This window comes from Streptomyces sp. NPDC048211 (assembly GCF_043202315.1).
Classification (GTDB): domain Bacteria; phylum Actinomycetota; class Actinomycetes; order Streptomycetales; family Streptomycetaceae; genus Streptomyces.
The window spans coordinates 76,981-101,888 of sequence record NZ_JBIDAD010000004.1; the positions used below are offsets into that span (position 1 = coordinate 76,981).

Genomic DNA, 24,908 nt, shown 5'->3' on the forward strand with positions numbered 1-24,908 from the left:
CCCGCCCGGCGGACGGCTGCGCTCCTCGCGCCCGCCCGCCGGGCGGGCTTCCACGCCCCGGACGGCCGAGGGGGACGCCCGGAGACGAAGGCGGTACGGCTCCTGCGGGTGAGCGCACCGGTCAGCCCCGCTGCGTACGCACAGGCCGCGGACATCACCGCCGTGCTGACCGCACCCGCCGGGGTGCCGGCCGGACAGGTCCTGGCGGAAGCCCGGTCGGGCGGGCACCTGCCGCTCATCCTGGCACCGCGGCCCGAGTGATCCGGGCACGGCCCGAACGCGAAGGGGCGCCCCCCGAAGGAGGCGCCCCTCACGTGAGCGGTGGTCGCCGCGCTTACGCGGTCGCTGCCGCCGCGTCCGCCGAACGGGCCTTCAGCGCCCGCTCCACACCCGACCGCGACTCCGACATCAGCCGGCGCAGCGCGGCGCCCGGCTCGGCCGAGGCCAGCCAGGCGTCCGTGGCGTCCAGGGTCTCCTGCGAGACGTGGAGCGCCGGGTAGAGACCGATGGCGACCTGCTGTGCCATCTCGTGGCTCCGCGACTCCCAGACGTCCTTCACCGCGGCGAAGAACTTCTCCGCGTACGGGGCCAGCAGTTCGCGCTGGTCGGTCTGGACGAACCCGGTGATGACCGCCTCCTGGAGGGAGTTCGGCAGCTTGTCGGACTCGACGACCGAGGCCCACGCCTCCGCCTTCGCCTCCTGGGAGGGCCGCGCCGCACGGGCGGCCGCCGCGTGGCGCTCGCCCGCCGCGGTCCGGTCGCGCGCGTACTCGGCGTCGATCTCCTCGTCGTCGAGCAGACCGGTGGCCGCCAGCCGCTCGACGAAGGCCCAGCGCAGCTCGGTGTCGACGGCCAGGCCCTCGATCGCCTCGGTGCCGTCGAGCAGCGCCTGCAGCAGATCGAGCTGCTGCGGGTTGCGGGCCGTGGCCGCGAAGGCACGGGCCCAGGCCAGCTGGTGGTCGCTGCCCGGCTCGGCCGCGCGCAGGTGCGCGAGCGTCGCCTCGGTCCACTGGGTCAGCCCCGCCTCACGCCACTCCGGCGCCGCGTACAGGTCCAGCGCCAGCTTCACCTGACGGTGCAGCGACTGGACGACGCCGATGTCCGTCTCCTTGCCCACCCCGGACAGGACGAGCGAGAGGTAGTCGCGCGTGGCCAGCTCGCCGTCGCGGGTCATGTCCCAGGCGGACGCCCAGCACAGGGCGCGCGGCAGCGACTCGGAGAAGTCGCCGAGGTGCTCCGTGACGACCCGCAGCGACTCCTCGTCCAGGCGGACCTTCGCGTACGAGAGGTCGTCGTCGTTGAGGAGGATGACGGCCGGGCGGGCGGTGCCGGCCGGGAACGGCACGGTGGTGCGCTCCCCGTCGACGTCCAGCTCGATCCGGTCCGTGCGGACCAGCTTGCCGGACGCGGCGTCGAGGTCGTAGCAGCCGATGGCGATCCGGTGCGGCCGCAGCGTCGGCTCACCCTTCGCGCCGGCGGGCAGCGCGGGGGCCTCCTGGAGGACGGTGAACGAGGTGACGTGGCCGTCCCCGTCCGTCTCGATCTCCGGGCGCAGGATGTTGATGCCCGCGGTCTCCAGCCACGCCTTCGACCAGGTCTTCAGGTCGCGTCCGGAGGTCTTCTCCAGCGCGCCCAGCAGGTCGGACAGGCGCGTGTTGCCGAACGCGTGCGCCTTGAAGTACGCCTGGACCCCCTGGAAGAACGCGTCCATGCCGACGTACGCCACCAGCTGCTTCAGGACCGAGGCGCCCTTGGCGTAGGTGATGCCGTCGAAGTTGACCAGGACGTCGTCCAGGTCACGGATGTCGGCCATGATCGGGTGCGTCGAGGGCAGCTGGTCCTGGCGGTACGCCCACGTCTTCATGGAGTTGGCGAACGTGGTCCAGGAGTGCGGCCACTGCGAGCCGTCGGCGTACGCCAGGCAGGCGATCGACGTGTAGGTGGCGAACGACTCGTTCAGCCACAGGTCGTTCCACCACTCCATGGTCACGAGGTCGCCGAACCACATGTGGGCCAGCTCGTGCAGGATCGTCTCGGCCCGCGTCTCGTACGCCGCGTCCGTCACCTTGGACCGGAAGACGTACTGGTCGCGGATGGTGACCGCGCCCGCGTTCTCCATCGCGCCGGCGTTGAACTCCGGGACGAAGAGCTGGTCGTACTTGGCGAACGGGTACGCGTAGTCGAACTTCTCCTGGAACCAGTCGAAGCCCAGCCGGGTCACGTCGAAGATCGCGTCCGCGTCGAGGTACTCGGCGAGCGACGGGCGGCAGTAGATGCCGAGCGGGACGGACTGGCCGTCCTTCTCGTAGCTGCTGTGCACCGAGTGGTACGGGCCGACGATCAGGGCGGTGATGTAGGTGGAGATGCGCGGCGTCGGCTCGAACGACCAGACGTCGTCCTTGGGCTCCGGCGTCGGCGAGTTGGAGATCACGGTCCAGCCGGACGGGGCCTTCACGGTGAACCGGAAGGTCGCCTTGAGGTCCGGCTGCTCGAAGCTCGCGAACACGCGGCGCGCGTCCGGGACCTCGAACTGGGTGTACAGGTAGGCCTGCTCGTCGACCGGGTCGACGAAGCGGTGCAGGCCCTCGCCCGTGTTGGTGTACGAGCAGTCGGCGACGACCTTCAGCTCGTTGGAGCCCGCCGCCAGGTGCGGCAGCGTGATGCGCGAATCGCGGAAAACCGCCGCGACGTCCAGCGCCCTGCCGTTCAGCTCGACCTCGTGCACCGCGGGGGCGACCAGGTCGATGAAGGTCTCCGCACCGGCTTCGGCGGAGTCGAAGCGCACGGTGGTGACGGACCGGTAGGTCCCACCCTCCTGCGCTCCGGAGAGGTCGAGATCGATCTCGTACGCGTCCACGGTCAGCAGGCGCGCCCGCTCCTGTGCCTCTTCGCGGGTCAGATTCGTGCCAGGCACGCGGTCATCTCCTTGATATGTGATGTTTCCGGTCATCCTTCCACGTGACCCGCACCCAGGGCGATGTCCATTTTCCGCCGGACGGGGTCGGCGCGGCGGGCCACTCTCGTCCTATGACCAGTTACGAGGCACGCGCGATCGACCCGGCCGCGCTGAAGGAACTCCGGGACACCGACGACGCGGGACGCCCCTGCGTCCCGTACACCGCCACGGACGCGGGCAGCCCGCTGCGCTGCTGTCTTCGGGGCAACGAGGCGGGGGAGAGGATCGCCCTCGTCTCGTACGCGCCGTTGCGGCGCTGGGCGGCCGCGAACTGGGCCCGCCCCGGGGCGTACGACGAGCAGGGCCCGGTCTTCATCCACGCCGAGGAGTGCGAGGGGCCGGCGGCCGGCCGGCCCGGCTACCCGTTCTCGCGGGCGGGCGCGCTGCGCACCGTCCGCCGCTACAACGCGGACGGTCACATCGTGGGGGGCCGGCTGATGGAGATCCCGGCGGAGGAGGAGCGGGGATTCGACGCGGCCATCGAGGAGGCCTTCGCCGATCCGGACGTGGCGCTGGTGCACGTCAGAGCGGTGGAGTACGGCTGCTGGCACTTCGAGGTACGCCGCCCGGCTTCGAGCCCCTCCGGCGATTGAGGAGCGGGGGTTCGAGGGCGGAGCCCTCGAACCCCCGCGGACCTGCCGACCGCGGTCAGCCCTTCAGCTCCGCGGCGACCAGCTCAGCGATCTGCACCGCGTTCAGCGCGGCGCCCTTGCGCAGGTTGTCGTTGGAGACGAAGAGCGCGAGCCCGTGCTCCGCGGTCTCGTCGATCCGGATGCGCCCGACGAAGGACGCGTCCTGGCCGGCGGCCTGGAGCGGGGTGGGGATCTCCGAGAGCTCGACGCCCGGGGCGTCCTTCAGCAGCTCGTAGGCGCGCTCCACGCTGACCGGACGGGCGAAACGGGCGTTGACCTGGAGCGAGTGGCCGGAGAAGACCGGGACCCGGACACAGGTGCCGGACACCTTCAGCTCCGGGATCTCCAGGATCTTGCGGGACTCGTTGCGGAGCTTCTGCTCCTCGTCCGTCTCGAAGGACCCGTCGTCGACGATCGAGCCGGCCAGCGGCAGCACGTTGAAGGCGATGGGGCGCTTGTAGACGCCCGGCTCGGGGAAGTCGACGGCCCCGCCGTCGTGGGTCAGCTTGTCCGCGTCGGCGACGACCTTGGACGCCTGGCCGTGGAGCTCGGCGACGCCGGCCACTCCGGAGCCGGACACGGCCTGGTACGTGGCGACGGTCAGCGCTTCCAGGCCGGCCTCGTCGTGCAGCGGGCGCAGCACGGGCATGGCGGCCATCGTGGTGCAGTTCGGGTTGGCGATGATGCCCTTGGGGCGGTTCGCGATCGCGTGCGCGTTGACCTCGGAGACGACCAGCGGGACCTCGGGGTCCTTGCGCCAGGCGGAGGAGTTGTCGATCACGACGGCGCCCTGTGCGGCGACCTTCTCGGCGAGCGCCTTGGACGTCGCGCCACCGGCCGAGAACAGCACGATGTCCAGGCCCGTGTAGTCGGCCGTGGAGGCGTCCTCGACGGTGATGTCGGTGCCCTCGTAGGCGATCGTGGAGCCCGCGGAGCGCGCGGAGGCGAACAGCCGCAGTTCGGCGACGGGGAACTTCCGCTCGGCCAGGATGCTGCGCATGACTGTGCCGACCTGACCGGTGGCGCCGACGATTCCGACCTTCACAGGGACTCCTTCAAACGTACGAATGGGCACGGTTGCCGCTTCATGATGCGTCTGTCCACGGCTTCCTTGTCCAATCCATTGTCCGCGAAGCGGACAGCGCGCGCGGGCCCGGACAGCGCAGTGGGGCGGGCGCCCGTTGAGCACCCGCCCCACTGTCGTACGGATCACATGGTCAGCGCGATGCCGTTACGGCGTGACCTTCTCGATCACGACGCTGCCGGTGCCCGCGGCGGTACCCCGCGCGTTCACCAGCCGGACCTCGCCGAAGAACTGCCGGCCCTCGGGGGCCGCACCGGCGACCGCGACCTCGGCACCGACCTGGGCCGAGGCGCCGGAGGCCAGGTCGACGGCCTTCGACTCGTCGACGTCGATCGTGCCGAGCGACGGCGCGTAGTACACGTCGCGGTAGTCGTACTCGGTGGTGCCGGCCGGGACGTCATAGCCCTGGATGACGACCGTGTACGTGCCCGCTGCGGGCTTCACCAGACTGACGGCTTCCTCGGAGCCGGCCGTGGTGGAGGAGCCCACCTCGGCCGAGCCCTGGTAGACGTACAGGTCGAGGTCGGCGTTGGCGTCCGAGGTGCCGCCGATGGCGACGTCCAGCTTCTCGACGCCCTCACCGATGGTGACCTCCTTGACGTACTCGCCGCCCGTGGAGATCGACGGACGCTCGACGTCGGCCGAGCCCAGCGAGCCGCCCTTGAGCTTGCCCGCCAGGTCGCCCGCGTTGTTGGTGACCGTCCAGTTCACCGCGGCCGGGGTACCGATCTTCGCCTCGGCGATGGTCTGCACCGCCGGGTCGAAGGTCGCGCCGAGCAGCGAGACATCCAGCTTGTACGGGTTGTCCAGCAGCGGCGACGTGCGCCGGGCCTCGACCTCGATCTCCCAGACACCGGCCTGCGGGTCGGCGTACGAGCGCACGTCGGGGCGGCAGGTGTTGGCCGGGTTCTCGTAGTTCGGGTAGCAGAACGGCGTCCCGCTGTCCTCCACCGCGACCCCGTACGGGTGGATGGAGATGAAGCGGGTCTGGCTGCCCGAGCGCAGGGCGCTCATGGCGACCTCAAGGGTCTTGGAGCCCTCCGGCACGTTCACGAAGTACGACGTGGTGCCGTTGCGCTGCACCGAGCCGGACGCCGTGTAGGCGTAACCCGGCTTCACCAGGTCCTTGGCGACGACGACCGTCGTCAGGATCTGCTGGTCCACACCGGAGGTCTTCGCGTCGTCGAGCTGCAGGATCGCGCTGTGCACGCCCGCGCTGCCCGGCTTCGCCTGGACCTTGACCGTCACCGGCTTGCCGAGCGGCAGCGAGACCGTGCTCGGGCCGGTCAGCCCGAAGGTGCCGTCGTTGTACTTCCAGGACAGCTTGTGCCTGACGTCCTTGTCGGCGCCCGTGGTGCGGGTGACCGTGACGTCGTACGACTTCTTCTGGCCGGCCTTGAGGCCGCCCTCGCGGTCGTAGAGGCCGGTGCCGAAGCCCGGGGTCTTCAGCGCGAAGTCGATCGCGGTGTCGACCGGGGCCTTCACCGTGTACTCGTGCGCCGGGGCGCCCTGCTTCTCGATCTGCTTCCAGGCACCGAGGATGTTGATCAGACCGGCACCCTGGGCGTGCGCGGGCACTCCCTTGATCTGGGTCGCGGTGCTGGTCAGCGCGGTGCGCAGGTCGGCCGGGGGCAGCTCGATGTGCTTCTGCTTCGCGGCGGACAGCAGCAGCGCGGTCGCGCCGGCGGCCTGCGGGGAGGCCATCGACGTGCCCTGGAGCATGGAGTAGCCGGCCGGGAGGGAGTAGCCCGACTCCTTGACCGGCGAACCGGGCAGCCAGGTCTGCGTGGAGTTGATCGACGCGCCGGGGGCCGTCAGGGTCGGCGTGAAGCCGCCGTCCTCACGCGGACCGCGCGAGGAGAACGGCATCATGTCGTATTTCTTGGTGACGCCGGAGCCGTAGTTCGCGGCCCAGGTCTCCTTGGAGATGGACGCACCGACCGAGATGACGTGGTCGGCGAGGCCGGGGTCACCGATGGTGTTGACGCCCGGACCGTCGTTGCCGGCCGAGATGACCAGCTGGACGCCGTAGATGTCGATGAGGCGCTTGTAGAGCTCCGAGCGGGCGTTGTTGCCGTCGTTGAGCGGCGGCAGACCGCCGATCGACATGTTGACGACGTCGACGCCGCGGTTCACGACGAGGTCGATCATGCCCTCGGTGAGCGCGATGTTCGTGCAGCCGCCGGACCAGGTGCAGGCGCGCGACGAGACGATCTTCGCGCCGGGCGCGGCACCGTTCATCTTGCCGCCGAACAGGCCGTTCGCCGCGGTGATGCCCGCGACGTGCGTGCCGTGCTCGGACTCGATGACGCCGATGCTGACGTAGTCGGAGGTGTGGCCCGCGGCGTCGTACACGACGTTCTTGCGGGTCTCCACGACGAACGGGATGCGCTCGACGACGTCGGTCCGCGGGTCGTCCGTGCCGAAGTAGGAGACCTGGTGCTTCTCCTTGTACGGCTTGAGGACGGCGTCGTCGGAGAAGTCCGCGTTGTTGTTCAGGTCCACCCGGGTGGTGCCGGTGACCGGGTCGTACAGGACGGCCCACGCGTCGGTGGTGTCACCGTCGCGGTTGAGGTCGCCCGCCATGTCGCCGCCCTTGGTGACGGCTTCCTTGAACACCTTGATCCGGTACGAGCCCTCGGGAGCCGAGTAGGTCCGGCCCCCGTAGGTGAACGTCGGGCCGGACACGGCGTCCGTCATCTGCAGCCAGGTGCCGTCGCCGTCACTGACCGGGTCGGTGGCCGTCACCCAGTCGGTGATCTTGCGCTCACCGGTGGTGGTCTTCTGCAGTGCGGGGTGACCGAGGTCGACCCCCGCGTCCAGCACGCCGATGGTGATACCGCGGCCGTCGGCCTTCGGGTGCTGCTGGACGAAGTCGACCGCACCCGTCTCGAACGACGGGTTGTACGGGTTCTTCGCCGGGGTCTTCTTCCCGGGCGCCGGGTAGCTGCCCGTCGACTTCGCCGCGGTCCTGGCGCCGGTCGCCCGGTCGGCCGCGGGAGTCGGGTCGTCCAGCATGATCTCCTGCTTGAGATCGATGCCGTGGACGGAGGTCAGCTTCGAGGCCGCCTTGATGGTGGCCTCGGCGGCCGCGGTGGGCACGGTGGCCCGCACGTAGCCGAGCTTGTCGTACGCACGTCCCAGCACGGAGCCCTTGACGGCGTCCAGTTGCTTGCTGACCTGCTCGGTCGCGCCGGGAGCGGTGGCGACCATCATGGTGATGTTCTTCTCGCCCTTGGCCCGGGCCTTGGCGAGAACATCGGCGTCCGCCGTGCCGAGCTTGTCCGCCGGAGCGTTGTCGGCTGCGGCCTTGACGGGGGTGGTGGCCGGGTCGTCGGCGGCGAAGACGGGGGCGGCACCGGTGGTGGCCAGTGCGGCCACCAGTCCGGCGGCGGCCGCGACGCGGGCCACACGTCTCGCCCCGGGTATGTAGCTGGGGGATTCGGAGGTCATCAGCATCCCTGTATGTGAAAGAGAGAGTCCGGAAATCGGTACCGGATGACCGCTCACCCTTTCGTAAATGACAGGGGTTTGTGGAGAGTTGTGGGGGGCGAGTTGCGGACATGGCGGACTTCCGCCACTGGGGCCGAAGCGTCACACGGGACGAAACGGTGGATACGTGGCGCCTGAGGGCCTCACCTGGGCAGGATCATCACGTACGCGGCCGGTTCGCGGTCGGCCGATGCCATGAGCGCCGTCCGGACCACGGCCGCCTGCTGCTCCCGCGTGTCCCGCAGCTTCCTCGGCGTGAGGTGGACGACCGTGACGCCGAGCCGTTCCAGGTGCTCGCGCCGGGCGGCGTACGCGGACCACTCGGCCTCGTGCTCCTGCCGGCGGTGGTCGTCGTCGAGCCGGCTGTGGCGCGGGGCCCTGGTGTCCAGTTCCACCGCCACCGCCTCCTCGGGCCAGTAGGCGTCGACCGCGCCCAGGTGCGGACCGCCGGGCAGCCGCAGGTCCACGTTCCACAGCGGCTCTGGGAGTCCGTGGGTCCGCACCATGTCGTACAGCCGCTCCTCCGCCAGTGCCCGGCTCTCGGCGAGCAGCGAGTCCACGGCGTTCACCACCTGGGGGCGGTCGAGTACCTTGGCCCGGTTCAACTCGCCTACCACGACAGCGGGTTCGCAGTGACCGCCGCGGACCGCCTCGGTGAGCAGCCGGCGTACGGCATGGGCGTCCGAGAGACCGGCGACGGCGTCCGCGAGGGCGCGGGCCACCGGCGCCACCGGAATGCCGTCCAGGTGTTCCGGCCGCGGCGGCTCGGACGTCCGCACCAGACGGACGTAGCGGACCGACCGCGGCCGGCGGATGCGGGGCACCAGCACATCGACGCGGTCCGTGGAGACGGCGGGCGGCGCGGCGGCGAAGCCGTACAGCGAGAGCGCGGCCAGCCCGGTGATCATCGCCTCGCCGTACTCCGCGTCCGTGCCGCCGGCCCGGGCCGGTGCGGTCCGCCGCCCGGAGGCCGGTGGTCGGCCCGCGTACAGCAGGGCCGAGCGCAGCCGCTCCCTGCCGCTGAGCTGTCCCGGGTGCAGCACGAAGACGCCGGGCAGCGGCTGCTGCCACGGCCCACCGGTCCGGCACTGCTCGCCGGCCTGGGCGGGGGAGACTCCGCGGGCCTTCAACTGGGCTGCGGACAAGACGCGTTGGCGGACATCGGAGGTGATGCGGAGGTGGCAGGGGGAGAGCGGGGTGTTCTGGGTCATGCTCCGGTGTATCCCGCCGGCGGCCGGGGCCTTAACCCCTGTTACACGCCCGTCGACATTCCCGGACAACGCCGTCCTAAAGTACAGGCGTTCGACGGCCGAAAAGGGCGGACCCGCCAGGGATTATGAGAGCCCCTGAGGGGGCGCACCGCCGCCGTCGAGCGCCGGGCGCGCACGCCGCGCCGGGCCCGCGCCCGGCATATCCGGCCCGTCCGGCGTCTGAGGACGGAACCCTCGTTCAGGTGCCGGGCACCTGGACGGGAACCTCACGCCGGACGGACCGGGTACCGGCTCAGACGGCTACGCCGTCACACGCCTGGGCCCGCAGTCCACGGGCCAGGTCGTCCCGGGCCTCCAGGACCAGGCGCCGCAGCGCCGGTGCCGCGTCCGCGTGCTCCGCCAGCCACGCGTCCGTCGTCTCCAGCGTGGCGGGATCATCCTGGAGGGACGGGAACAGGCCCTTCACCACGGCCATCCCGATCTGGATGGACCGGTCGGCCCACACCCGCTCGATCACCTCGAAGTACCGGGCCGTGTACGGCGCCAGCAACTCCCGCTGCGACGACTGCGCGAACCCCGCGATCGTCGCCTCCACCAGTGCGTTGGACAGCGCGTCCGACTCCACGACGCCGGCCCACGCCTGCGCCTTGACCGCGTCCGACGGCCGCGAGGCCAGGCACCGCACCTGGTGGCGCTTGCCGGACGCCGTGTCGTCCCGGGCCAGTTCGGCGCCGATGGCCGCCTCGTCGGCCGCGCCGTGCGAGGCCAGCGGCGACAGGAACGCCCAGCGCAGCTCCTGGTCGACGTCGAGCCCGTCGATCCGGGCCGTGCCGTCGAGCAGCCCCGACAGCAGCTGGAAGTCCGTGTCCGAGGCGGCGACCGCCGCGAAGAAGCGGGCCCAGGCCAGCTGGTGCTCGCTGCCCGGTGCCGCGAGCCGCAGTTCGCGCAGCGCGCCCTCGGCCAGCGCCCGGCCGCCCTCCTCGCGCCACACCGGAGCCGCGTAGTGGGTCAGCGCGGTCCGGGTCCAGGCGTGCAGCATCTGGAGCACACCGATGTCCGTCTCCCGGCCGGAGAAGGCCAGGACCAGCGAGACGAAGTCGCGGGCCGGCATCAGCCCGTCCCGGGTGAGGTTCCACAGCGCGGACCAGCACAGCGCCCGGGCGAGGGGGTCCGTGAGGTCACCGAGGTGCGAGCGCAGCGTCGCCAGCGACACCTCGTCGAAGCGGACCTTGCAGTACGTCAGGTCGTCGTCGTTGACCAGGATCAGCTCGGGCCGCTCGGCCCCGGCCAGCTCCGTGATCACGGTGCGCGGCCCCGCCACGTCCGCCTCGGCCCGGGCGTAGCGCACCAGGTCGCCGTCGGGCGTGCGCCGGTACAGGCCGACCGCGACGCGGTGCGGGCGCAGCTCCGGGTGCGAATCGGCCGCCTCCTGGAGGACCGCCAGCTCGGTGATCCGGTCCGCGGCGTCGTAGACCGCCACCGGGGTCAGGGAGTTGACGCCGGCGGTCTGCAGCCAGGAGCGCGACCACGAGGTCATGTCCCGCCCGGACGTCTCCGCCAGCACCGACAGCAGGTCGCCCAGCTGCGTGTTGCCGTACGCGTGCTTCTTGAAGTAGCGCCGCGCGCCCTCCAGGAACGCGTCCCGGCCCACGTACGCCACCAGCTGCTTGAGCACCGAGGCGCCCTTGGCGTACGTGATGCCGTCGAAGTTCAGCTTGGCGTCCTCCAGGTCACGGATGTCGGCCGTGATCGGGTGCGTGGACGGCAGCTGGTCGGCGCGGTAGGCCCAGGACTTGCGGTTGTTGGCGAAGGTGATCCAGCCGTCCTCGAACCGGGTGGACTCCACCATGGCGAACACGCCCATGAAGTCGGCGAAGGACTCCTTGAGCCACAGGTCGTCCCACCACTGCATGGTGACGAGGTCGCCGAACCACATGTGCGCCATCTCGTGCAGGATGACGTTGGCCCGGCTCTCGTACGACGCCTGCGTCACCTTGCCGCGGAAGATGTACTCCTCGCGGAACGTGACACAGCCCGGGTTCTCCATCGCGCCGAGGTTGTACTCGGGGACGAACGCCTGGTCGTACTTCCCGAACGGGTACGGGTAGTCGAAGTTGTCGTGGAAGAAGTCCAGGCCCTGCTTGGTGATCAGGAAGATGTCATCGGCGTCGAAGTGCCGGGCGAGCCCCTTGCGGCACATGGCGCCGAGCGGGATGTCCAGCGTCGTGCCGTCGTCGAACGTACGGCTGTAGGAGTCGGTCACGTAGTGGTAAGGACCGGCGACGACCGCCGTGATGTACGTCGAGATCGGCTTCGTCTCGGCGAACCGCCACACCCCGCCGTCGCGGGACTCCTCGGCCCCGTTGCTCCAGACCGTCCACTCCTCGGGGGCCGTCACCTGGAAGCGGTAGGGCGCCTTGAGGTCGGGCTGCTCGAAGTTGGCGAAGACCCGTCGCGCGTCCGCGGGCTCGTACTGCGTGTAGAGGTAGACCTCGCCGTCCTCGGGGTCGACGAAGCGGTGCATGCCCTCGCCGGTCCTGCTGTACGCGCACTGCGCGTCGACCACCAGGACGTGCTCGCCCTCCGACAGGTCCGCCAGGGTCACGCGCACCCCGTCGAAGACGGTGCCCGGGTCCAGGGCCGTGCCGTCCAGGGTCACCGCATTCACGGACGGGGCGATCAGGTCGGCGAACGTCGTCGCACCGGCGCGCGCCGAGCGGAACCGGATCGTCGTCACCGAGCGGAAGGTCCGCGGACCGGAGGTCTCGCCCTCCCCGTCGGGCCCACCGGTCGCGGAACGGACGTCGAGGACGACGTCGTATCCGTCGACGGTCAGCAGCTCGGCCCGCTCACGGGCCTCGTCGCGGGACAGGTTCTCACCGGGCACGAGCACACTCCTTTGTGTCAGCTTCGAATATTTTGATCCTCCCATGCCGCCTTCCGGCCACGCGTTCGGGAATGGCCGGGGCGCCCCGCGGTGTTCTGGGTCACAGCATGCGAACGGCCCTCATGAGGAGAGAGATGTCTGACAACAGCACGGTGACCGGCAAGATCCCCGCCGATTTCTGGTTCGACCCGCTCTGCCCCTGGGCCTGGATGACCTCCCGCTGGATGCTGGAAGTGGAGAAGGTCCGTGACGTCGAGGTCCGCTGGCACGTGATGAGCCTGGCGGTGCTCAACGAGAACCGGCTGGACGAGCTGCCCGACGAGTACCGCGACATGCTGGAGAAGAAGGCCTGGGGCCCGGTCCGTGTGGTGATCGCCGCCCAGCAGAAGCACGGCGACGACATCGTCGGCCCGCTGTACACCGCGCTCGGCACCCGTTTCCACAACCAGGGCGAGGGCCCCACCCGCGAGGCGATCGTGGGCGCGCTGAAGGACGTCGGCCTGCCGGCCGAGCTCGCGGACTACGCCGACTCCGACGCCTACGACACTGAGCTGCGCGCCTCCCACCAGGAGGGCATCGACAAGGTCGGCCAGGACGTCGGCACCCCGGTCATCGCGGTGCCCGGCGCGGACGGCGAGCAGATCGCCTTCTTCGGCCCGGTCGTCACCCCCGCCCCCAAGGGCGAGGACGCGGCGAAGCTGTGGGACGGCACGCTGCTCGTCGCGTCGGTCCCCGGCTTCTACGAGATCAAGCGGACCCGGACGCAGGGCCCGGTCTTCGACTGACCGTCCCGGGGTGCGGGCTCCGTGCGAGACGGAGCCCGCACCCGGCGGGCCGCGCCCGCACGCGTTCACACGCACGTCATACCGGACCCTTGCCGCAGCCTCGAACTGTCGTTCATGATCGGCGGCATGCCAGCCGACGTCCGCACGGACGTGACACCGGAACCGGCCCCGCGCCTGCCCCGCCGGGTCCGGATCGGCTACGGGCTCGGCTCGCTCTGTACCGGCACGTTCACCACCGTGCCCGGCCTGATCCTGCTCTACTACCTCACCGACGTGCTGGCCGTGCCCGCCGCCGTCGCGGGCGCCGCCGTGTTCCTGCCCAAGGCCTGGGACGTACTGATCAACCCCCTGGTCGGTGCCGTCTCCGACCGCAGCCGGCTGCGCGGCGGGCCACGCCGGCCCTTCCTGCTGATCGGCGCCTGCACCCTGCCGCCGCTCTTCGCCCTGCTCTTCGCCGCCCCGCCGCTGCGGGGCGCGGCCGCCGCAGGCTATGTGGCGGCGCTCTTCCTGCTCGCCGCCACCGCCTACGCCGTCTTCCAGGTGCCGTACGTGACGATGCCCGCCGAGATGACCGAGGACCCGGACGAACGCCGCCGGATCCTCGGCTGGCGGGTCGCCTTCCTCGGCGCCGCCATCCTGCTGGCCGGGGCGCTCGCCCCGGCCATCGCCCACGCCGACGGGGACACCCCCGCGAGCTACCGGCGGATGGGCCTCGCGGTCGCCGCGCTCCTCGCCGCCGGCATGTTCGGGGCCTGGTCCGCCACCCGAGGGGCCCCGGCCGTCGCCCGCAGCGAGGCCGAGCCGAGCCTGCGCGCCCAGCTCGCCGCCGCCCGCTCCAGCCGGCCCTTCCGCCACCTCGTCGCCATGTGGACGCTCCAGGCCCTCGCGATCGGCGTGATGCTCGCGGGGGTCCAGTACTTCGCCACGTACACGCTCGGTTCGGCCGGTGCCGTCACCCCGCTCTTCGCCTGCCTGATCGGCCCGCTGGTGCTGTTCATGCCGCTCTGGAACCGGCTGGCCCGGCTGCGCTCCACCCGGTACGCCCAGTGGTGCGCCTCGCTGCTCTACCTCGCCGGGGCGCTCGCGCTCGCCTTCACCCGGCAGGCCGGCCCGGCCCTCGGCTACGTGTCCGTCGCCGTCATCGGGATCGCCTACGCCGGGCTCCAGCTGCTGCCGCTCACCATGCTGGCCGACACCCTCGCCGACGACGTGGCCCGGACCGGGAAGCGGCGGGCCGCGACGTTCACCGGGCTCTGGACCGCCGCCGAGACCCTGGCCTTCGCGCTGGGCGCCGGGGTGTTCGCCCTGGTGCTGGCCGTGACCGGCTTCCGGTCCTCGGACGCCGGTCACCGGGTGGACCAGCCCGGGGCGGCCCTGACGGGGATCGCGCTCGGCATGAGCGTGCTGCCCGCCGTCCTGGCCGCGGCGAGCCTCTGGCTGCTGCACCTGTACCGAGTCCCACTCCAGGAAGAGCCCGTCCATGCCGACTGATCCCGCACCCGCCGTCCCCGCCGCGGACGTCCTCGCCGAACTCGCCGCCCTGCGCGGCGCCGACGCCCCCACCCGGGGCGGCCGGACGTTCGCGTACGTCTACGACGCGGGCCTGGAGGGCCTCGACGAGCTGGCCGCCGCCGCGTACAGCGCGTACGCCACCGTCAACGGCCTGGACCCCACGGTCTTCCCGAGCGTCGCCCGCCTGGAGAACGACGTGGTGGGGGCGGCGGCGGAACTCCTCGGCGTGCCGGGAGTCCAGGGCACGTTCACCAGCGGCGGCACGGAGTCGATCCTGCTCGCGGTGAAGACCGCCCGCGACCACGCCAAGGCCGAACGCGGTGTGACCGAGGCGCAGTTGGTGCTCCCCTCCACCGCCCACGCCGCCTTCCACAAGGCGGCCGCCTATCTGGGCCTGGACACGGTCGTGGTGCCGGTCGACCGCTCCACGTACCGGGCCGACGCCACGGCCATGGCCGCCGCCATCACCTCGCGCACCGCCCTCGTCGTCGCCTCGGCCCCCTCGTACGCGCACGGGGTGATCGACCCGGTCCCCGAGATCGCCGCGGCCGCCGCCGAGCGGGGCGTGCTGTGCCATGTGGACGCCTGCATCGGCGGCTGGATCCTGCCCCATCTGCGCCGCGCGGGCCGCGAGATACCCCCGTTCGACCTCTCCGTGCCCGGGGTCACCTCGCTCTCCGTTGACCTGCACAAGTACGGCTACGCCGACAAGGGCGCGTCCGTGGTGCTCTACCGCGACGCCGGACTCCGCCGCCACCAGTACTTCGCCCACGCGGGCTGGCCCGGCTACCCCGTCGTCAACCCGACCGTCCAGGGCACCAAGTCCGCCGGACTGCTGGCGCAGGCATGGGCGGTGCTGCGGTACGTCGGCGAGGACGGGTACACCGCGCTGGCCGGGCGGGTCGCCGAGGCGTCCGACCGGCTGCTCGCCGGGCTGCGCACGAGGGACGGCGTCAGGGTGCTCGGCGATCCCGCCGCCGGGCTCGTCGCCTTCACCCTCGTGGACGGGCCGGACGGCATCCCGGACCTGAGCCTGCTGCTGCACCTCGCGGACGAGATGCGGGAGCGCGGCTGGTACCTCCAGCCGCAGCTCTCCTTCGACGGTCTGCCGCCCAACCTCCACCTCACGCTGACCCCGGCCACGGTCGGCCAGGTGGACGCCCTGCTCGCCGATCTCGCCACGGCTCTGGACGTGGCCCGCGCCCTGCCCCCGGTCACGGTGGATCCCGCACTCGCCGGACTGGCCGCGGGGCTCGATCCGTCGAAGCTCGGGCCCGACGAGATCGAAGCGGTGCTGGCCTTCGCGGGGCTCACCGGCGACGGCGGGCTCCCGACGCGGATGGCTCCGGTCCTGATCCTGCTGGACGCGCTTCCCGGGCCGCTGAAGGAAAGGCTGCTCGCGGAGTTCGTGGGCTCGGTCTTCCGGATCTGACGCCCCGCCCGGGCGCCTGTCGCCGAACTGCCGCCCGCCGTAAGGCGACAGACCCGGGTGCCGGCCGCTGTTGTGACGCCACCGTGACGCGATATGTGACCTGGAGCACAGCCGGGTCGGGTGTCCCCTGATCTTCTGGTCGCATGCGTACCGCCACCCCTCTCGCCCTGTGTGCCGCCCTCGCGAGCACCGTGCTGCTCGCCGGATGCGGGACGGAGGCGGCCGGCGGTGCGGGGGCCCCGGCAGCCTCGGCCACGTGCGGATCCGCCTCGCCCGTCGCCGATCCCTCGGGCCGGACATGGGACAACGTGACCCTCGTCAACCGGCTCTGCGGCCCTTCCGGGGCCCCGGTCACCGAGTACGAGGTCACCAACACCGAGAAGGAAGCACTCACCTTCACCATCACCTTCACTCTGGTGAACGACTCCGGCCAGGCCATGGACAACACCACGCGCACGGTCGAGTCCGTGAAGCCCGGCCAGACCGTGCGGCGCACCCTCGACACGGACGACGCGCCGGTCATGGCCCGGGGGAGGCAGGCCCGGATCATCAAGGTGCGGGCCGTCGCGGCGGACGAGGCCTCCTCCGGGGCCGGCGCCTGCCCGCCCTCCGGGATCCGCGTCACGGCCGACGAGGGGGACGCCGCCATGGGGCTGCGCGTGGTCGGCCTCCACCTGCTCAACTGCGGCACCGCCGCCTACCGGGTCGAGGGGTACCCCGGACTCCAGCTGCTGGACGAGGACCGCGACCCGGTGAGCGGCGTGCAGATCCTGCACGGCACCGACAAGATCTCCACCGGGATCGGCGGCGATGCCGCCCCCCGGCCCGTCGCGCTGCGGCCGGGCGAGTCCGCGTACGCCACCCTGGCGTGGCGCAACACCACCCAGGAGGGCGACGCGGTGAACGCCCCGTACGTCAGGGTCACGGCGAAGGCCGGAGCCGCGCCCGTGACGGTGACCCCGGAACTCGACCTCGGGACCACGGGCCGGCTCGGCGTCGGCCCGTGGACGAAGGACGACACCCCGGCCCGGTGAGCCGGCGCTCCGGCGCTGCCCGGTGAGCCCCCTCCGTACGACAGAGGGCCCCCCGCGAGTCACGTCCTCGCAGGGGGCCCTCCTTCATCCGCCTGCCCGGTGAAGGCTGAGAAGACGATCACGAGGCAGGACGTCAGGGGGTTCTCCGGGTCAGGGGGCGAGCAGCAGGACGTCGGCGCGCTCCTTCGCGGCCGCGTACCGCTTCGCCACGTCCTGCCAGTTGACGACGCGCCACATCGCCTCGATGAAGTCGACCTTCTGGTTCTTGTACTGGAGGTAGAAGGCGTGCTCCCAGGCGTCGAAGACCAGGACCGGCACCGAGCCCTGGCCGACGTTGCCCTGGTGGTCGTAGACCTGCTCGACGATCAGCTTGCCGCTGACCGGCTCGTACGCGAGGACGCCCCAGCCGGAGCCCTGCGTGGTGGCCGCGGCCTTCGTCAGCTGGGACTTGAAGCCCGCGAAGGAGCCGAACGAGTCGCCGATCGCGTCCGCGAGGTCGCCGACGCCGTCCGCCGCGAGGGGCTCGCCGCCGCCGTCACCGGTCATGTTGTGCCAGTAGATCGAGTGCAGGATGTGGCCGGACAGGTGGAAGGCGAGGCTCTTCTGGAGCCCGTTGACCGCTCCCCAGGCCTCCTTGTCCCGCGCCTCCGCCAGCTGCTCCAGGGTGTCGTTCGCGCCCTTCACGTACGCGGCGTGGTGCTTGTCGTGGTGGAGCTCGATGATCTGCGGATTGATGACCGGTTCGAGCGCCGCGTAGTCGTACGGGAGTTCCGGGAGCGTGTACGTGGCCATGAGTCGAACCCTCCAGCTGCTGAACTGTTGTTGTTGCAACCTATATGCAAGAGCAGGCTAGCAGCAGGAAGGAGGGGGGAGGGGATCAGCCCTTAGGCGTAGGTCCACGGCCCGCGCCCGTTCCGGCGCATGAAGAAACGCCGGGCGGGCCGGATCACTCCGGCCCGCCCGGCGTCGCTTCGTGCGCCGGGATTACCTGTGCGGGGCTACTCCGCCGCCACCGCGGAATGCCGCTGTCGTACGACTCCGATCACGATCAGGACCGCCGTCAGCGCGCCCGTCGCGAGCAGTTGGTCGCGGGTGTCGGGCTGGCGGAGCATCAGGAGGAAGATGCCGGCCATCGCGAGGAGCGCCACCACCGTCAGGCCCGGGAAGAGCCACATCCGTACCACCAGCCTCTCGGGCGCCTCGCGCTCCAGCCGGGCGCGCAGGATCAGCTGGGAGACCGCGATGAAGATCCAGACGACCAGGATCACCGCGCCGATCATGTTGAGCAGCCAGGGGAACACGTCGTCCGGCCGCCAGTAGCTCAGCAGCACGCACAGGAAGCCGAACACGGACGAGACCAGCACCGCGGTCCGCGGTACGCCGGAGGTGACCCGGCCGAGCCGCTTCGGGCCCTGGCCGCGGGCGACCAGGGAGCAGGCCATGCGGGAGGCGCCGTAGATGTTGGCGTTCATCGCCGAGAGCAGGGCGACCAGGATGACCACGTTCATGATCTCCGCCGCGCCGCTGATGCCCAGGTGGTCCAGGGCCGCGTAGAACGGGCCGACCTCCACCACCTTCGCGTCGTCCCACGGGACCAGCGTGACGATGACCGCCATCGAGCCGACGTAGAACAGCGCGATCCGCCACATCGCCGTCCGCACGGCCTTCGCGACGCCCTGCACCGGGTTCTCGGACTCCGCCGCGGCGATGGTGACGGTCTCCAGGCCGCCGTACGCGAAGACGGAGGCGAGCAACCCGATGACCAGCCCCTCGGAGCCGTTCGGCATGAAGCCGCCCTCGCCGCTGAGGTTGGCGGTGCCCGGCGCGTCCGTGCCCGGGAGCACGCCGAGGATCGCCAGGACCCCCAGCACCAGGAACAGCGTGATCGCGGCGACCTTGAGCGCGGCGAACCAGAACTCGAACTCGCCGAACTTCGTCACCGAGGCCAGGTTCGTCCCCAGGAACACCACCATGAACAGCGCCACCCAGGCCCACTCCGGGGTCCCGGGCAGCCAGCCGGTGACGATCTTGGCGGCGCCGATGCCCTCCAGGCCGACGGCCACGCAGAGCAGCACCCAGAAGGCCCAGCCCGCCGTGAACCCCGCCCACGGCCCGATCGCCCGCTCGGCGTGGACGGAGAACGAACCGGAGGCCGGATTGGCCGCCGACATCTCGCCGAGCATGCGCATCACGAGCATGACCAGCAGTCCGGAGACCGCGTAGGCGATGACGATCGAGGGTCCCGCGGCGGCGATGCCCGCTCCGGAGCCGACGAACAGTCCGGCGCCGATGACACCGCCCAGGGCGATCATCGACAGGTGGCGCTGCTTGAGTCCGTGGGTGAGGGCCGAGTCGCTTCCGGTGTCGGAGGCGGCGGCCGGGGAGCCTGTGGGGGGAGGCGCGGAGGTCCGAGACATGGACGAGCTCTGTTCGGTCGGTGAGACGGGGGAGGTGGGGGGACGGGCGGGGGACGTGTGCACAGTCTGAACACGCACGCCGTTCACAGGGAACAGCCGTCCGCTATACGGGCACCAGGCTCACACAGGGCTCACACCCGGCCTCGACGAGGTGCCCGCCGCCATCCACCGGTCCTTTAGAGGGAATTCACAGTCGTCCCCCTCCAGGCCTGCCCCGGAGCCGAGGGTGTAATCCGCCCCCACCTCAGTGACGAGCATCACGCCTCGACGTGATTGCGTGCCGTCCTTTGTGCGAACCCCACCAATCCCTCAACCGCCGCTTTGTCGGCCGCTGATGGTGATCCGGCGATGGTCCGTCGGCTAACGTCAGCCTCAGTCTGTCCCCACCTGCCCTCACCCCCGCGGAGTCCCGATGAGCACTGCTGCCGCCGCCCCCGTCCGTACCGGAGCGGTCCTCGCCGATCTGCTGCCCGCCGCCCGGCACCGCTACGCCGTGGACACCGCCCTGGTGCTCGGCGGCGCCGCGCTGACCGGCATAGCGGCCCAGATCGCCGTCCCGGTCCCGGGCTCCCCGGTCCCGGTCACCGGCCAGACCTTCGCCGCGCTCCTGGTCGGCACCGCGCTCGGCGCCCGTCGCGGCTTCCTGGCTCTCGCCGTGTACGCGCTGGTCGGCATGGCCGGCATGCCGTGGTTCTCCGCAGGCAGCTCGGGCGCCGGCGGCGCCTCCTTCGGCTACGTGCTCGGCATGCTGCTCGCCGCCACCGTCGTCGGCGGCCTCGCCCGCCGCGGCGGCGACCGCTCGGTGCTGCGCACCGCGGGCACGATGGTGCTCGGCTCGGCGATCATCTACGCGGTCGGCGTGCCCTACCTGGCGCTGTCCACCGGCATGTCGGCGAGCGCCGCGATCGCGGCCGGTCTGACGCCGTTCCTGCTCGGCGACGCGCTGAAGGCCGCGCTCGCCATGGGCGCGCTGCCCGCGTCCTGGAAGCTCATCGGCCGTCGCGGCTGATGCCGTAGCTCCCACCGAAGAGGCTCGCCGGGTCGTGACGCGACACCAGACCGGCGAGCCTCTTGCGTGTCTCCGGGTCGTGGAGGCCCTCGGTGCGGTCCCCGCCGCCGAAGGAGAAGTTCAGTGACCGGCCGACGACCAGCGGCCCCAGGACCGCGGCGACCCGCTCGTACAGCGCCCGCACCGATGCCACGTCCGTACCGTCCAGCGGTGACAGCAGCCGCAGCAGAAAGCCGGCGTCCCGGTAGGGCACCGCGCCGGCCGGGGCCGGCGCGGCGGCCAGTGCGCCGCCCAGGTGGTTGAGCTGCACCACGGTCATCGTCGGCGCCTTCCGGCCGGTCAGCTCCAGCACCCGCGCCGCACGGCCGGGATCGATCCCGCTCAGCATCAGCCCGTCCCCGTAGTAGGCGTGCGGAAACGGCGGGTCGCTGTGGATGGTGTGGCTCTCGGTGTACGGCATCTCCCGCAGCGAGTCCGCCAGTGCGGGTCCGACGCCCCGCAGCGGCGCGACGAGGCGCTCGCCCTCGGCCGCGGAGCCGGTGTACGCGACCCGCACCGACAGCACGTACCGGCCGCGCAACTCCTGCGGCACCTGCGGCAGGTCCGGGTACACGAGCGCGCCGACCGAGGAGGTCAGCGCCGCGGGCACGGACCGGGACCACTCCAGATAACGCCGGAGCACCTCCGCGCCGGCCTCCCCGTCCCCGTCGAAGGCGATCGAGCCGCCGTAGAGCCGGGCCACCGGGACCAGCCCGGTCTCCATCGCGGTCACCACGCCCAGCCGGTGTCCGCCGCCGCGCAGCCCCCAGAACAGCTCGGGCTCGTCCTCGGCCGTGACGTGACGCAGCACCCCGTCCCCGGTCACCACGTCGAACGAGCGGACCAGGTCGGCGGCGTAGCCGAACTCCCGGGCCAGCACCCCCAGACCGCCGCCGAGCGTGTACGAGACGGCGCCGACGCCGGGGGAGGAGCCGTTCAGCGGGGCGAGCCCGTGCGGGGCCGCGGCCTCGATCACCTGGCCCCAGGTGGCACCCGCGCCGATCCGGGCGGTGCGGCGCACCGGGTCGACCAGGACCGAGTCCATGGCGCGGGTGACGATCAGGACGCCGCCCTCGACGTCCCCGGCCAGGCCGTGCCCGGTGGCGTGGACGCCCACCCGGAGGCCGTCCCGTGCGGCACGTGCCACGGCGGCGCGGACATCCTCGGCCCCGGCGGCCTCGACGACGAGGTCCGGGCGGATCGCGAAACCGGTCTGGTAACCGGTGGGGACGGCAGTCATGGCGGAGGCTCTCCAGTCGCTCGCTCGGTGCGCTTGCGAAGGAGAGCCTCCCCGGTATACCTGACAAAGTCCGTCAGGTATGGATGATCACTTCTGGCCGGTCGCGGCCGGCTCACCGCTGCGGCGCCTGCGCGCCTCACGCACCAGCGAGACGGCCACGACCAGCACCGCGACCAGCAGCGACAGGAGCACCTGCTCGCGTCCGGCGTCGTCGGTCAGCATGTAGACCAGCACGAACGAGATCATCGCGATGGTCGCCCAGGTCAGATACGGGAAGAGCCACATCCGTACGACCAGCTTCTCCGGCGACTCGCGCAGGATGATGCCGCGCATCCGCAGCTGGGTGAAGCAGATGACCAGCCAGACGAAGAGGGCGACCGCGCCGGAGGAGTTCAGCAGGAACGCGAAGACGGTGTCGGGCCACTGGTAGTTGAAGAAGACGGCGACGAAGCCGAAGACGACGGAGGAGAGGATCGCCGCCTGCGGCACGCCCCGCTTGTTGGTCCGGGCGAACGCCTTGGGGGCGTCACCGCGGCCGCCGAGCGAGAACGCCATCCGGGAGGCCGTGTAGAGGCCGGAGTTGAGGCAGGACAGCACGGCCGTCAGCACGATGACGTCCATCACCTGGCCGGCGTGCGGAATGCCGATGACGTCGAGCGCCGCGACGTAGCTGCCCTTTTCGAGGATCGACGGGTCGTTCCACGGCAGCAGTGTCAGCACGACGAAGATCGAGCCCAGGTAGAAGACGGCGATACGCCAGATGACGCTGTTGGTGGCCTTCTGGACGGCGCGCTGCGGGTTCTCCGACTCGCCGGCCGCCAGGGTCACGATCTCGCTGCCCATGAAGGAGAAGACGACCATCAGCACCCCGGTGAGGATCGCGCCCGGACCCTCGGGGAAGAAGCCGCCGGTGTCGGTGAGGTGGGAAAGGCCCGATCCGGCGTGGTCCGAGCCGGGCAGCACACCGAAGACGGCGAGCAGGCCGACGACGACGAACGCGCCGATCGCGACCACCTTGATCCCGGCGAACCAGAACTCGAACTCACCGTACGAACCGACCGAGACCAGGTTCGTCGCGGTCAGCACCAGCATCACGATCAGGGCCCAGCCCCACTGGGGCACGCCCGGCACCCAGCTCTCCAGGATCTTGGCACCCGCCGTGGCCTCGACGGCGAGCACCACGACCCAGAAGAACCAGTACAGCCAGCCGATCGAGAATCCGGCCCAGCGGCCCAGTGCCTGGTCGGCATAGGTGGAGAAGGAGCCCGATGCGGGGCGGGCGGCCGCCATCTCGCCGAGCATCCGCATCACGAAGACGACCATCAGGCCGACCAGTGCGTACGACAGCAGGATGGCCGGTCCGGCGGCGGCGATGCCGGCCCCGGAGCCCACGAACAGGCCCGCGCCGATCACACCGCCGATCGCGATCATCGAGAGGTGACGGTTCTTGAGACCGGCCTGGAGCCCGTCCTGGGGCTCCGTCCGGTCCGAACGGTCCGGCCCGTCGGGCTGGTGGCCCGGCCCTGCCAGAGTCGTCTGCGACGTCATGGATCGAATCCTTACGTTTTCGGATCACTCGGTTGCGTTGCCGGCCGCCCCGTGGTGGCGGAGCGGCGAGCGATGCATTGAAGCCCGGCGAACCCCGAAAGCGGAACCCCTTACTCCGGTTCGTTGACCGGATCGTTGCCTCAGTGGCGTTGCGCACACGGGGCCCGCACATCGGGGGCACACCGCACCCCGTCGTCGGTTACCCGGCGTCGCTCGTGCCACACTCCTCACATGCGCGTGTACCTCGGATCCGACCATGCCGGTTACGAACTCAAGAACCACCTCGTCGAGTGGCTCAAGGCACAGGGCCACGAAGTCGTCGACTGCGGTCCCCACATCTATGACGCCCAGGACGACTACCCGCCGTTCTGCCTGCGCGCCGCCGAGAAGACGGCCGCGGACCCGGACAGCCTCGGCATCGTGATCGGTGGCTCCGGCAACGGCGAGCAGATGGCCGCGAACAAGGTCAAGGGCGTCCGCGCCGCGCTCGCCTGGAGCGAGCAGACCGCCGCACTGGGCCGCGAGCACAACAACGCCAACGTGATCTCCATCGGCGGCCGCATGCACACGGCCGAGGAGTCCACCAAGTTCGTCGAGATCTTCCTCTCGACCCCGTACTCGGGCGAGGAGCGGCACACCCGCCGCATCGAGATGCTCTCGGCGTACGAGAACACCGGCGAGCTCCCCCCGATCCCGGCCCACCACCCGCAGCAGGGCTGACCGGCCCCATATCCTGAACCGTGCCGCCGGTACCCCCGGCGGCACAGCCATGTCCGCCCGCGCCTCACCGAGGGGAACCGCAGCCGTGCCCGAGGGACACACCATCCACCGCCTCGCGGACGACCACCGGGACCGGTTCGCCGGGTGGCCGGTGCGCGTGAGCAGCCCGCAGGGGAAGTTCTCCGACAGCGCCGCCCTGCTCGACGGCAGGGTGCTGGACGCCGCGGACGCCCACGGCAAGCACCTCTTCCTCGGCTTCGAGGACACCGGCTGGGTCCACATCCACCTCGGCCTGTTCGGCAAGCTCGGCTTCGGTACGGCCCCGGCCCCGCCGCCCACCGACACGGTCCGGCTGCGCATCCTCAGCGACGCGCACTACGCGGATCTGCGCGGCCCCACCACATGCGCGCTGATCACCGGCGCCGAGAAGCGCGCGATACACGACCGGCTGGGCCCCGACCCGCTGCGCCCCGGCGACGACGGCGAGCGGGCCTGGCAGCGGATCTCCCGCAGCCGGATCACCGTGGCCGCCCTGCTCATGGACCAGAAGGTCGTCGCGGGCGTGGGCAACGTGTACCGCGCGGAGGTGCTGTTCCGGCACGGTATCGACCCCTACCGGGCCGGCAAGGACCTCACCCGCCGCGAGTGGGACGCGATCTGGGCGGACCTGGGCGCGCTGATGCGCGAGGGCGTACGGAACAACCGCATCGACACCGTGCGCCCCGAGCACCTGCCCGAGGCGATGGGCCGCCCGCCGCGCGTGGACGACCATGGCGGCGAGGTGTACGTCTACCGGCGCGCACGCCAGGCGTGCCACATCTGCGGTTCGGAGATCCGTACGGCGGACCTGGCGGCCCGGAACCTGTTCTGGTGCCCGGGCTGCCAGTCCCGCTGACGGGCGGGCCCGAAC

General features: G+C 71.4%; 18 protein-coding genes. 9 read left to right on the plus strand and 9 right to left on the minus strand.

From position 1 onward, the window contains the following. The first annotated feature begins 108 nt into the window (after window positions 1-108). Complete coding sequence (locus ACGFZA_RS16700) at window positions 109-261, plus strand: hypothetical protein (protein WP_385270959.1); 153 nt, start codon at window positions 109-111, stop codon at window positions 259-261. A gap of 73 nt (window positions 262-334) precedes the next feature. On the opposite strand, the gene pepN (ACGFZA_RS16705) is transcribed toward ACGFZA_RS16700, so the two are convergent. Beyond that, window positions 335-2,914, minus strand: a complete 2,580-nt coding sequence (pepN, locus tag ACGFZA_RS16705; protein WP_393679817.1) for an aminopeptidase N — start codon at window positions 2,912-2,914, stop codon at window positions 335-337. 113 nt (window positions 2,915-3,027) lie between these two features. On the opposite strand from pepN (ACGFZA_RS16705), the gene ACGFZA_RS16710 reads away from it, so the two are divergent. Continuing rightward, entirely contained in the window at window positions 3,028-3,549 is a 522-nt protein-coding gene (locus ACGFZA_RS16710; protein WP_385270953.1) for a DUF1203 domain-containing protein, read from the plus strand. A 55-nt stretch (window positions 3,550-3,604) separates the two neighbouring features. Here ACGFZA_RS16710 and ACGFZA_RS16715 read toward each other — a convergent pair whose 3' ends face one another. The 4 genes from ACGFZA_RS16715 to pepN (ACGFZA_RS16730) all read right to left on the minus strand — a co-directional run bounded on the left by ACGFZA_RS16715 (window position 3,605) and on the right by pepN (ACGFZA_RS16730) (window position 12,262). Beyond that, window positions 3,605-4,633: an aspartate-semialdehyde dehydrogenase gene (locus ACGFZA_RS16715; protein WP_393679820.1), complete on the minus strand. Its 1,029-nt coding sequence runs from the start codon at window positions 4,631-4,633 to the stop codon at window positions 3,605-3,607. Between the two features lie 186 nt (window positions 4,634-4,819). After that, window positions 4,820-8,131, minus strand: coding sequence for a S8 family serine peptidase (locus ACGFZA_RS16720; protein ID WP_385270947.1), 3,312 nt, complete (start codon window positions 8,129-8,131; stop codon window positions 4,820-4,822). A gap of 176 nt (window positions 8,132-8,307) precedes the next feature. Further along, entirely contained in the window at window positions 8,308-9,375 is a 1,068-nt protein-coding gene (locus tag ACGFZA_RS16725; RefSeq protein ID WP_393679822.1) for a hypothetical protein, read from the minus strand. Between the two features lie 292 nt (window positions 9,376-9,667). Next, on the minus strand, window positions 9,668-12,262 hold the full coding sequence (gene pepN / locus ACGFZA_RS16730) for an aminopeptidase N (RefSeq protein WP_385270941.1): 2,595 nt from the start codon (window positions 12,260-12,262) through the stop codon (window positions 9,668-9,670). A gap of 134 nt (window positions 12,263-12,396) precedes the next feature. Here pepN (ACGFZA_RS16730) and ACGFZA_RS16735 point away from each other — a divergent pair, with 134 nt between their 5' ends. From ACGFZA_RS16735 to ACGFZA_RS16750, 4 genes are all read left to right on the plus strand, one after another. Further along, complete coding sequence (locus tag ACGFZA_RS16735) at window positions 12,397-13,047, plus strand: DsbA family protein (RefSeq protein ID WP_393679825.1); 651 nt, start codon at window positions 12,397-12,399, stop codon at window positions 13,045-13,047. A 126-nt stretch (window positions 13,048-13,173) separates the two neighbouring features. Next, on the plus strand, window positions 13,174-14,538 hold the full coding sequence (locus ACGFZA_RS16740) for an MFS transporter (RefSeq protein ID WP_393679828.1): 1,365 nt from the start codon (window positions 13,174-13,176) through the stop codon (window positions 14,536-14,538). Next, window positions 14,528-15,991, plus strand: a complete 1,464-nt coding sequence (locus ACGFZA_RS16745; RefSeq protein ID WP_393679830.1) for a pyridoxal phosphate-dependent decarboxylase family protein — start codon at window positions 14,528-14,530, stop codon at window positions 15,989-15,991. Before ACGFZA_RS16740 ends, ACGFZA_RS16745 begins: the two co-directional genes overlap by 11 nt. A 143-nt stretch (window positions 15,992-16,134) precedes the next feature. After that, window positions 16,135-17,025, plus strand: coding sequence for a DUF4232 domain-containing protein (locus ACGFZA_RS16750; protein ID WP_393679832.1), 891 nt, complete (start codon window positions 16,135-16,137; stop codon window positions 17,023-17,025). A gap of 150 nt (window positions 17,026-17,175) precedes the next feature. On the opposite strand, the gene ACGFZA_RS16755 is transcribed toward ACGFZA_RS16750, so the two are convergent. After that, on the minus strand, window positions 17,176-17,817 hold the full coding sequence (locus tag ACGFZA_RS16755) for a superoxide dismutase (protein ID WP_385270926.1): 642 nt from the start codon (window positions 17,815-17,817) through the stop codon (window positions 17,176-17,178). 206 nt (window positions 17,818-18,023) lie between these two features. Further along, entirely contained in the window at window positions 18,024-19,442 is a 1,419-nt protein-coding gene (locus ACGFZA_RS16760) for an amino acid permease (protein WP_393679835.1), read from the minus strand. Window positions 19,443-19,854: 412 nt separating this feature from the next. Between ACGFZA_RS16760 and ACGFZA_RS16765 the strand changes: the two genes are divergently transcribed. Then, window positions 19,855-20,451 (plus strand): biotin transporter BioY, encoded by a 597-nt coding sequence (locus ACGFZA_RS16765; protein WP_148018696.1) that lies wholly within the window; start codon window positions 19,855-19,857, stop codon window positions 20,449-20,451. Here ACGFZA_RS16765 and ACGFZA_RS16770 read toward each other — a convergent pair. Both ACGFZA_RS16770 and ACGFZA_RS16775 read right to left on the minus strand, forming a co-directional pair. After that, on the minus strand, window positions 20,432-21,730 hold the full coding sequence (locus tag ACGFZA_RS16770; protein WP_393679837.1) for an FAD-binding oxidoreductase: 1,299 nt from the start codon (window positions 21,728-21,730) through the stop codon (window positions 20,432-20,434). The two genes, ACGFZA_RS16765 and ACGFZA_RS16770, sit on opposite strands and share 20 nt — an antisense overlap. Before the next feature lie 87 nt (window positions 21,731-21,817). Continuing rightward, a complete protein-coding gene (locus tag ACGFZA_RS16775; protein ID WP_393679839.1) occupies window positions 21,818-23,278 on the minus strand; it encodes an amino acid permease in 1,461 nt (486 codons plus the stop codon). A gap of 231 nt (window positions 23,279-23,509) precedes the next feature. Between ACGFZA_RS16775 and ACGFZA_RS16780 the strand changes: the two genes are divergently transcribed. Together ACGFZA_RS16780 and ACGFZA_RS16785 are read left to right on the plus strand one after the other, a co-directional pair. Then, window positions 23,510-23,998, plus strand: coding sequence for a ribose-5-phosphate isomerase (locus ACGFZA_RS16780; protein ID WP_393679841.1), 489 nt, complete (start codon window positions 23,510-23,512; stop codon window positions 23,996-23,998). An 85-nt stretch (window positions 23,999-24,083) separates the two neighbouring features. Then, the gene (locus ACGFZA_RS16785) at window positions 24,084-24,893 is read left to right on the plus strand and encodes an Fpg/Nei family DNA glycosylase (RefSeq protein WP_393679843.1); all 810 of its coding nucleotides are present in this window, start codon (window positions 24,084-24,086) and stop codon (window positions 24,891-24,893) included. Window positions 24,894-24,908: the final 15 nt, after the last annotated feature.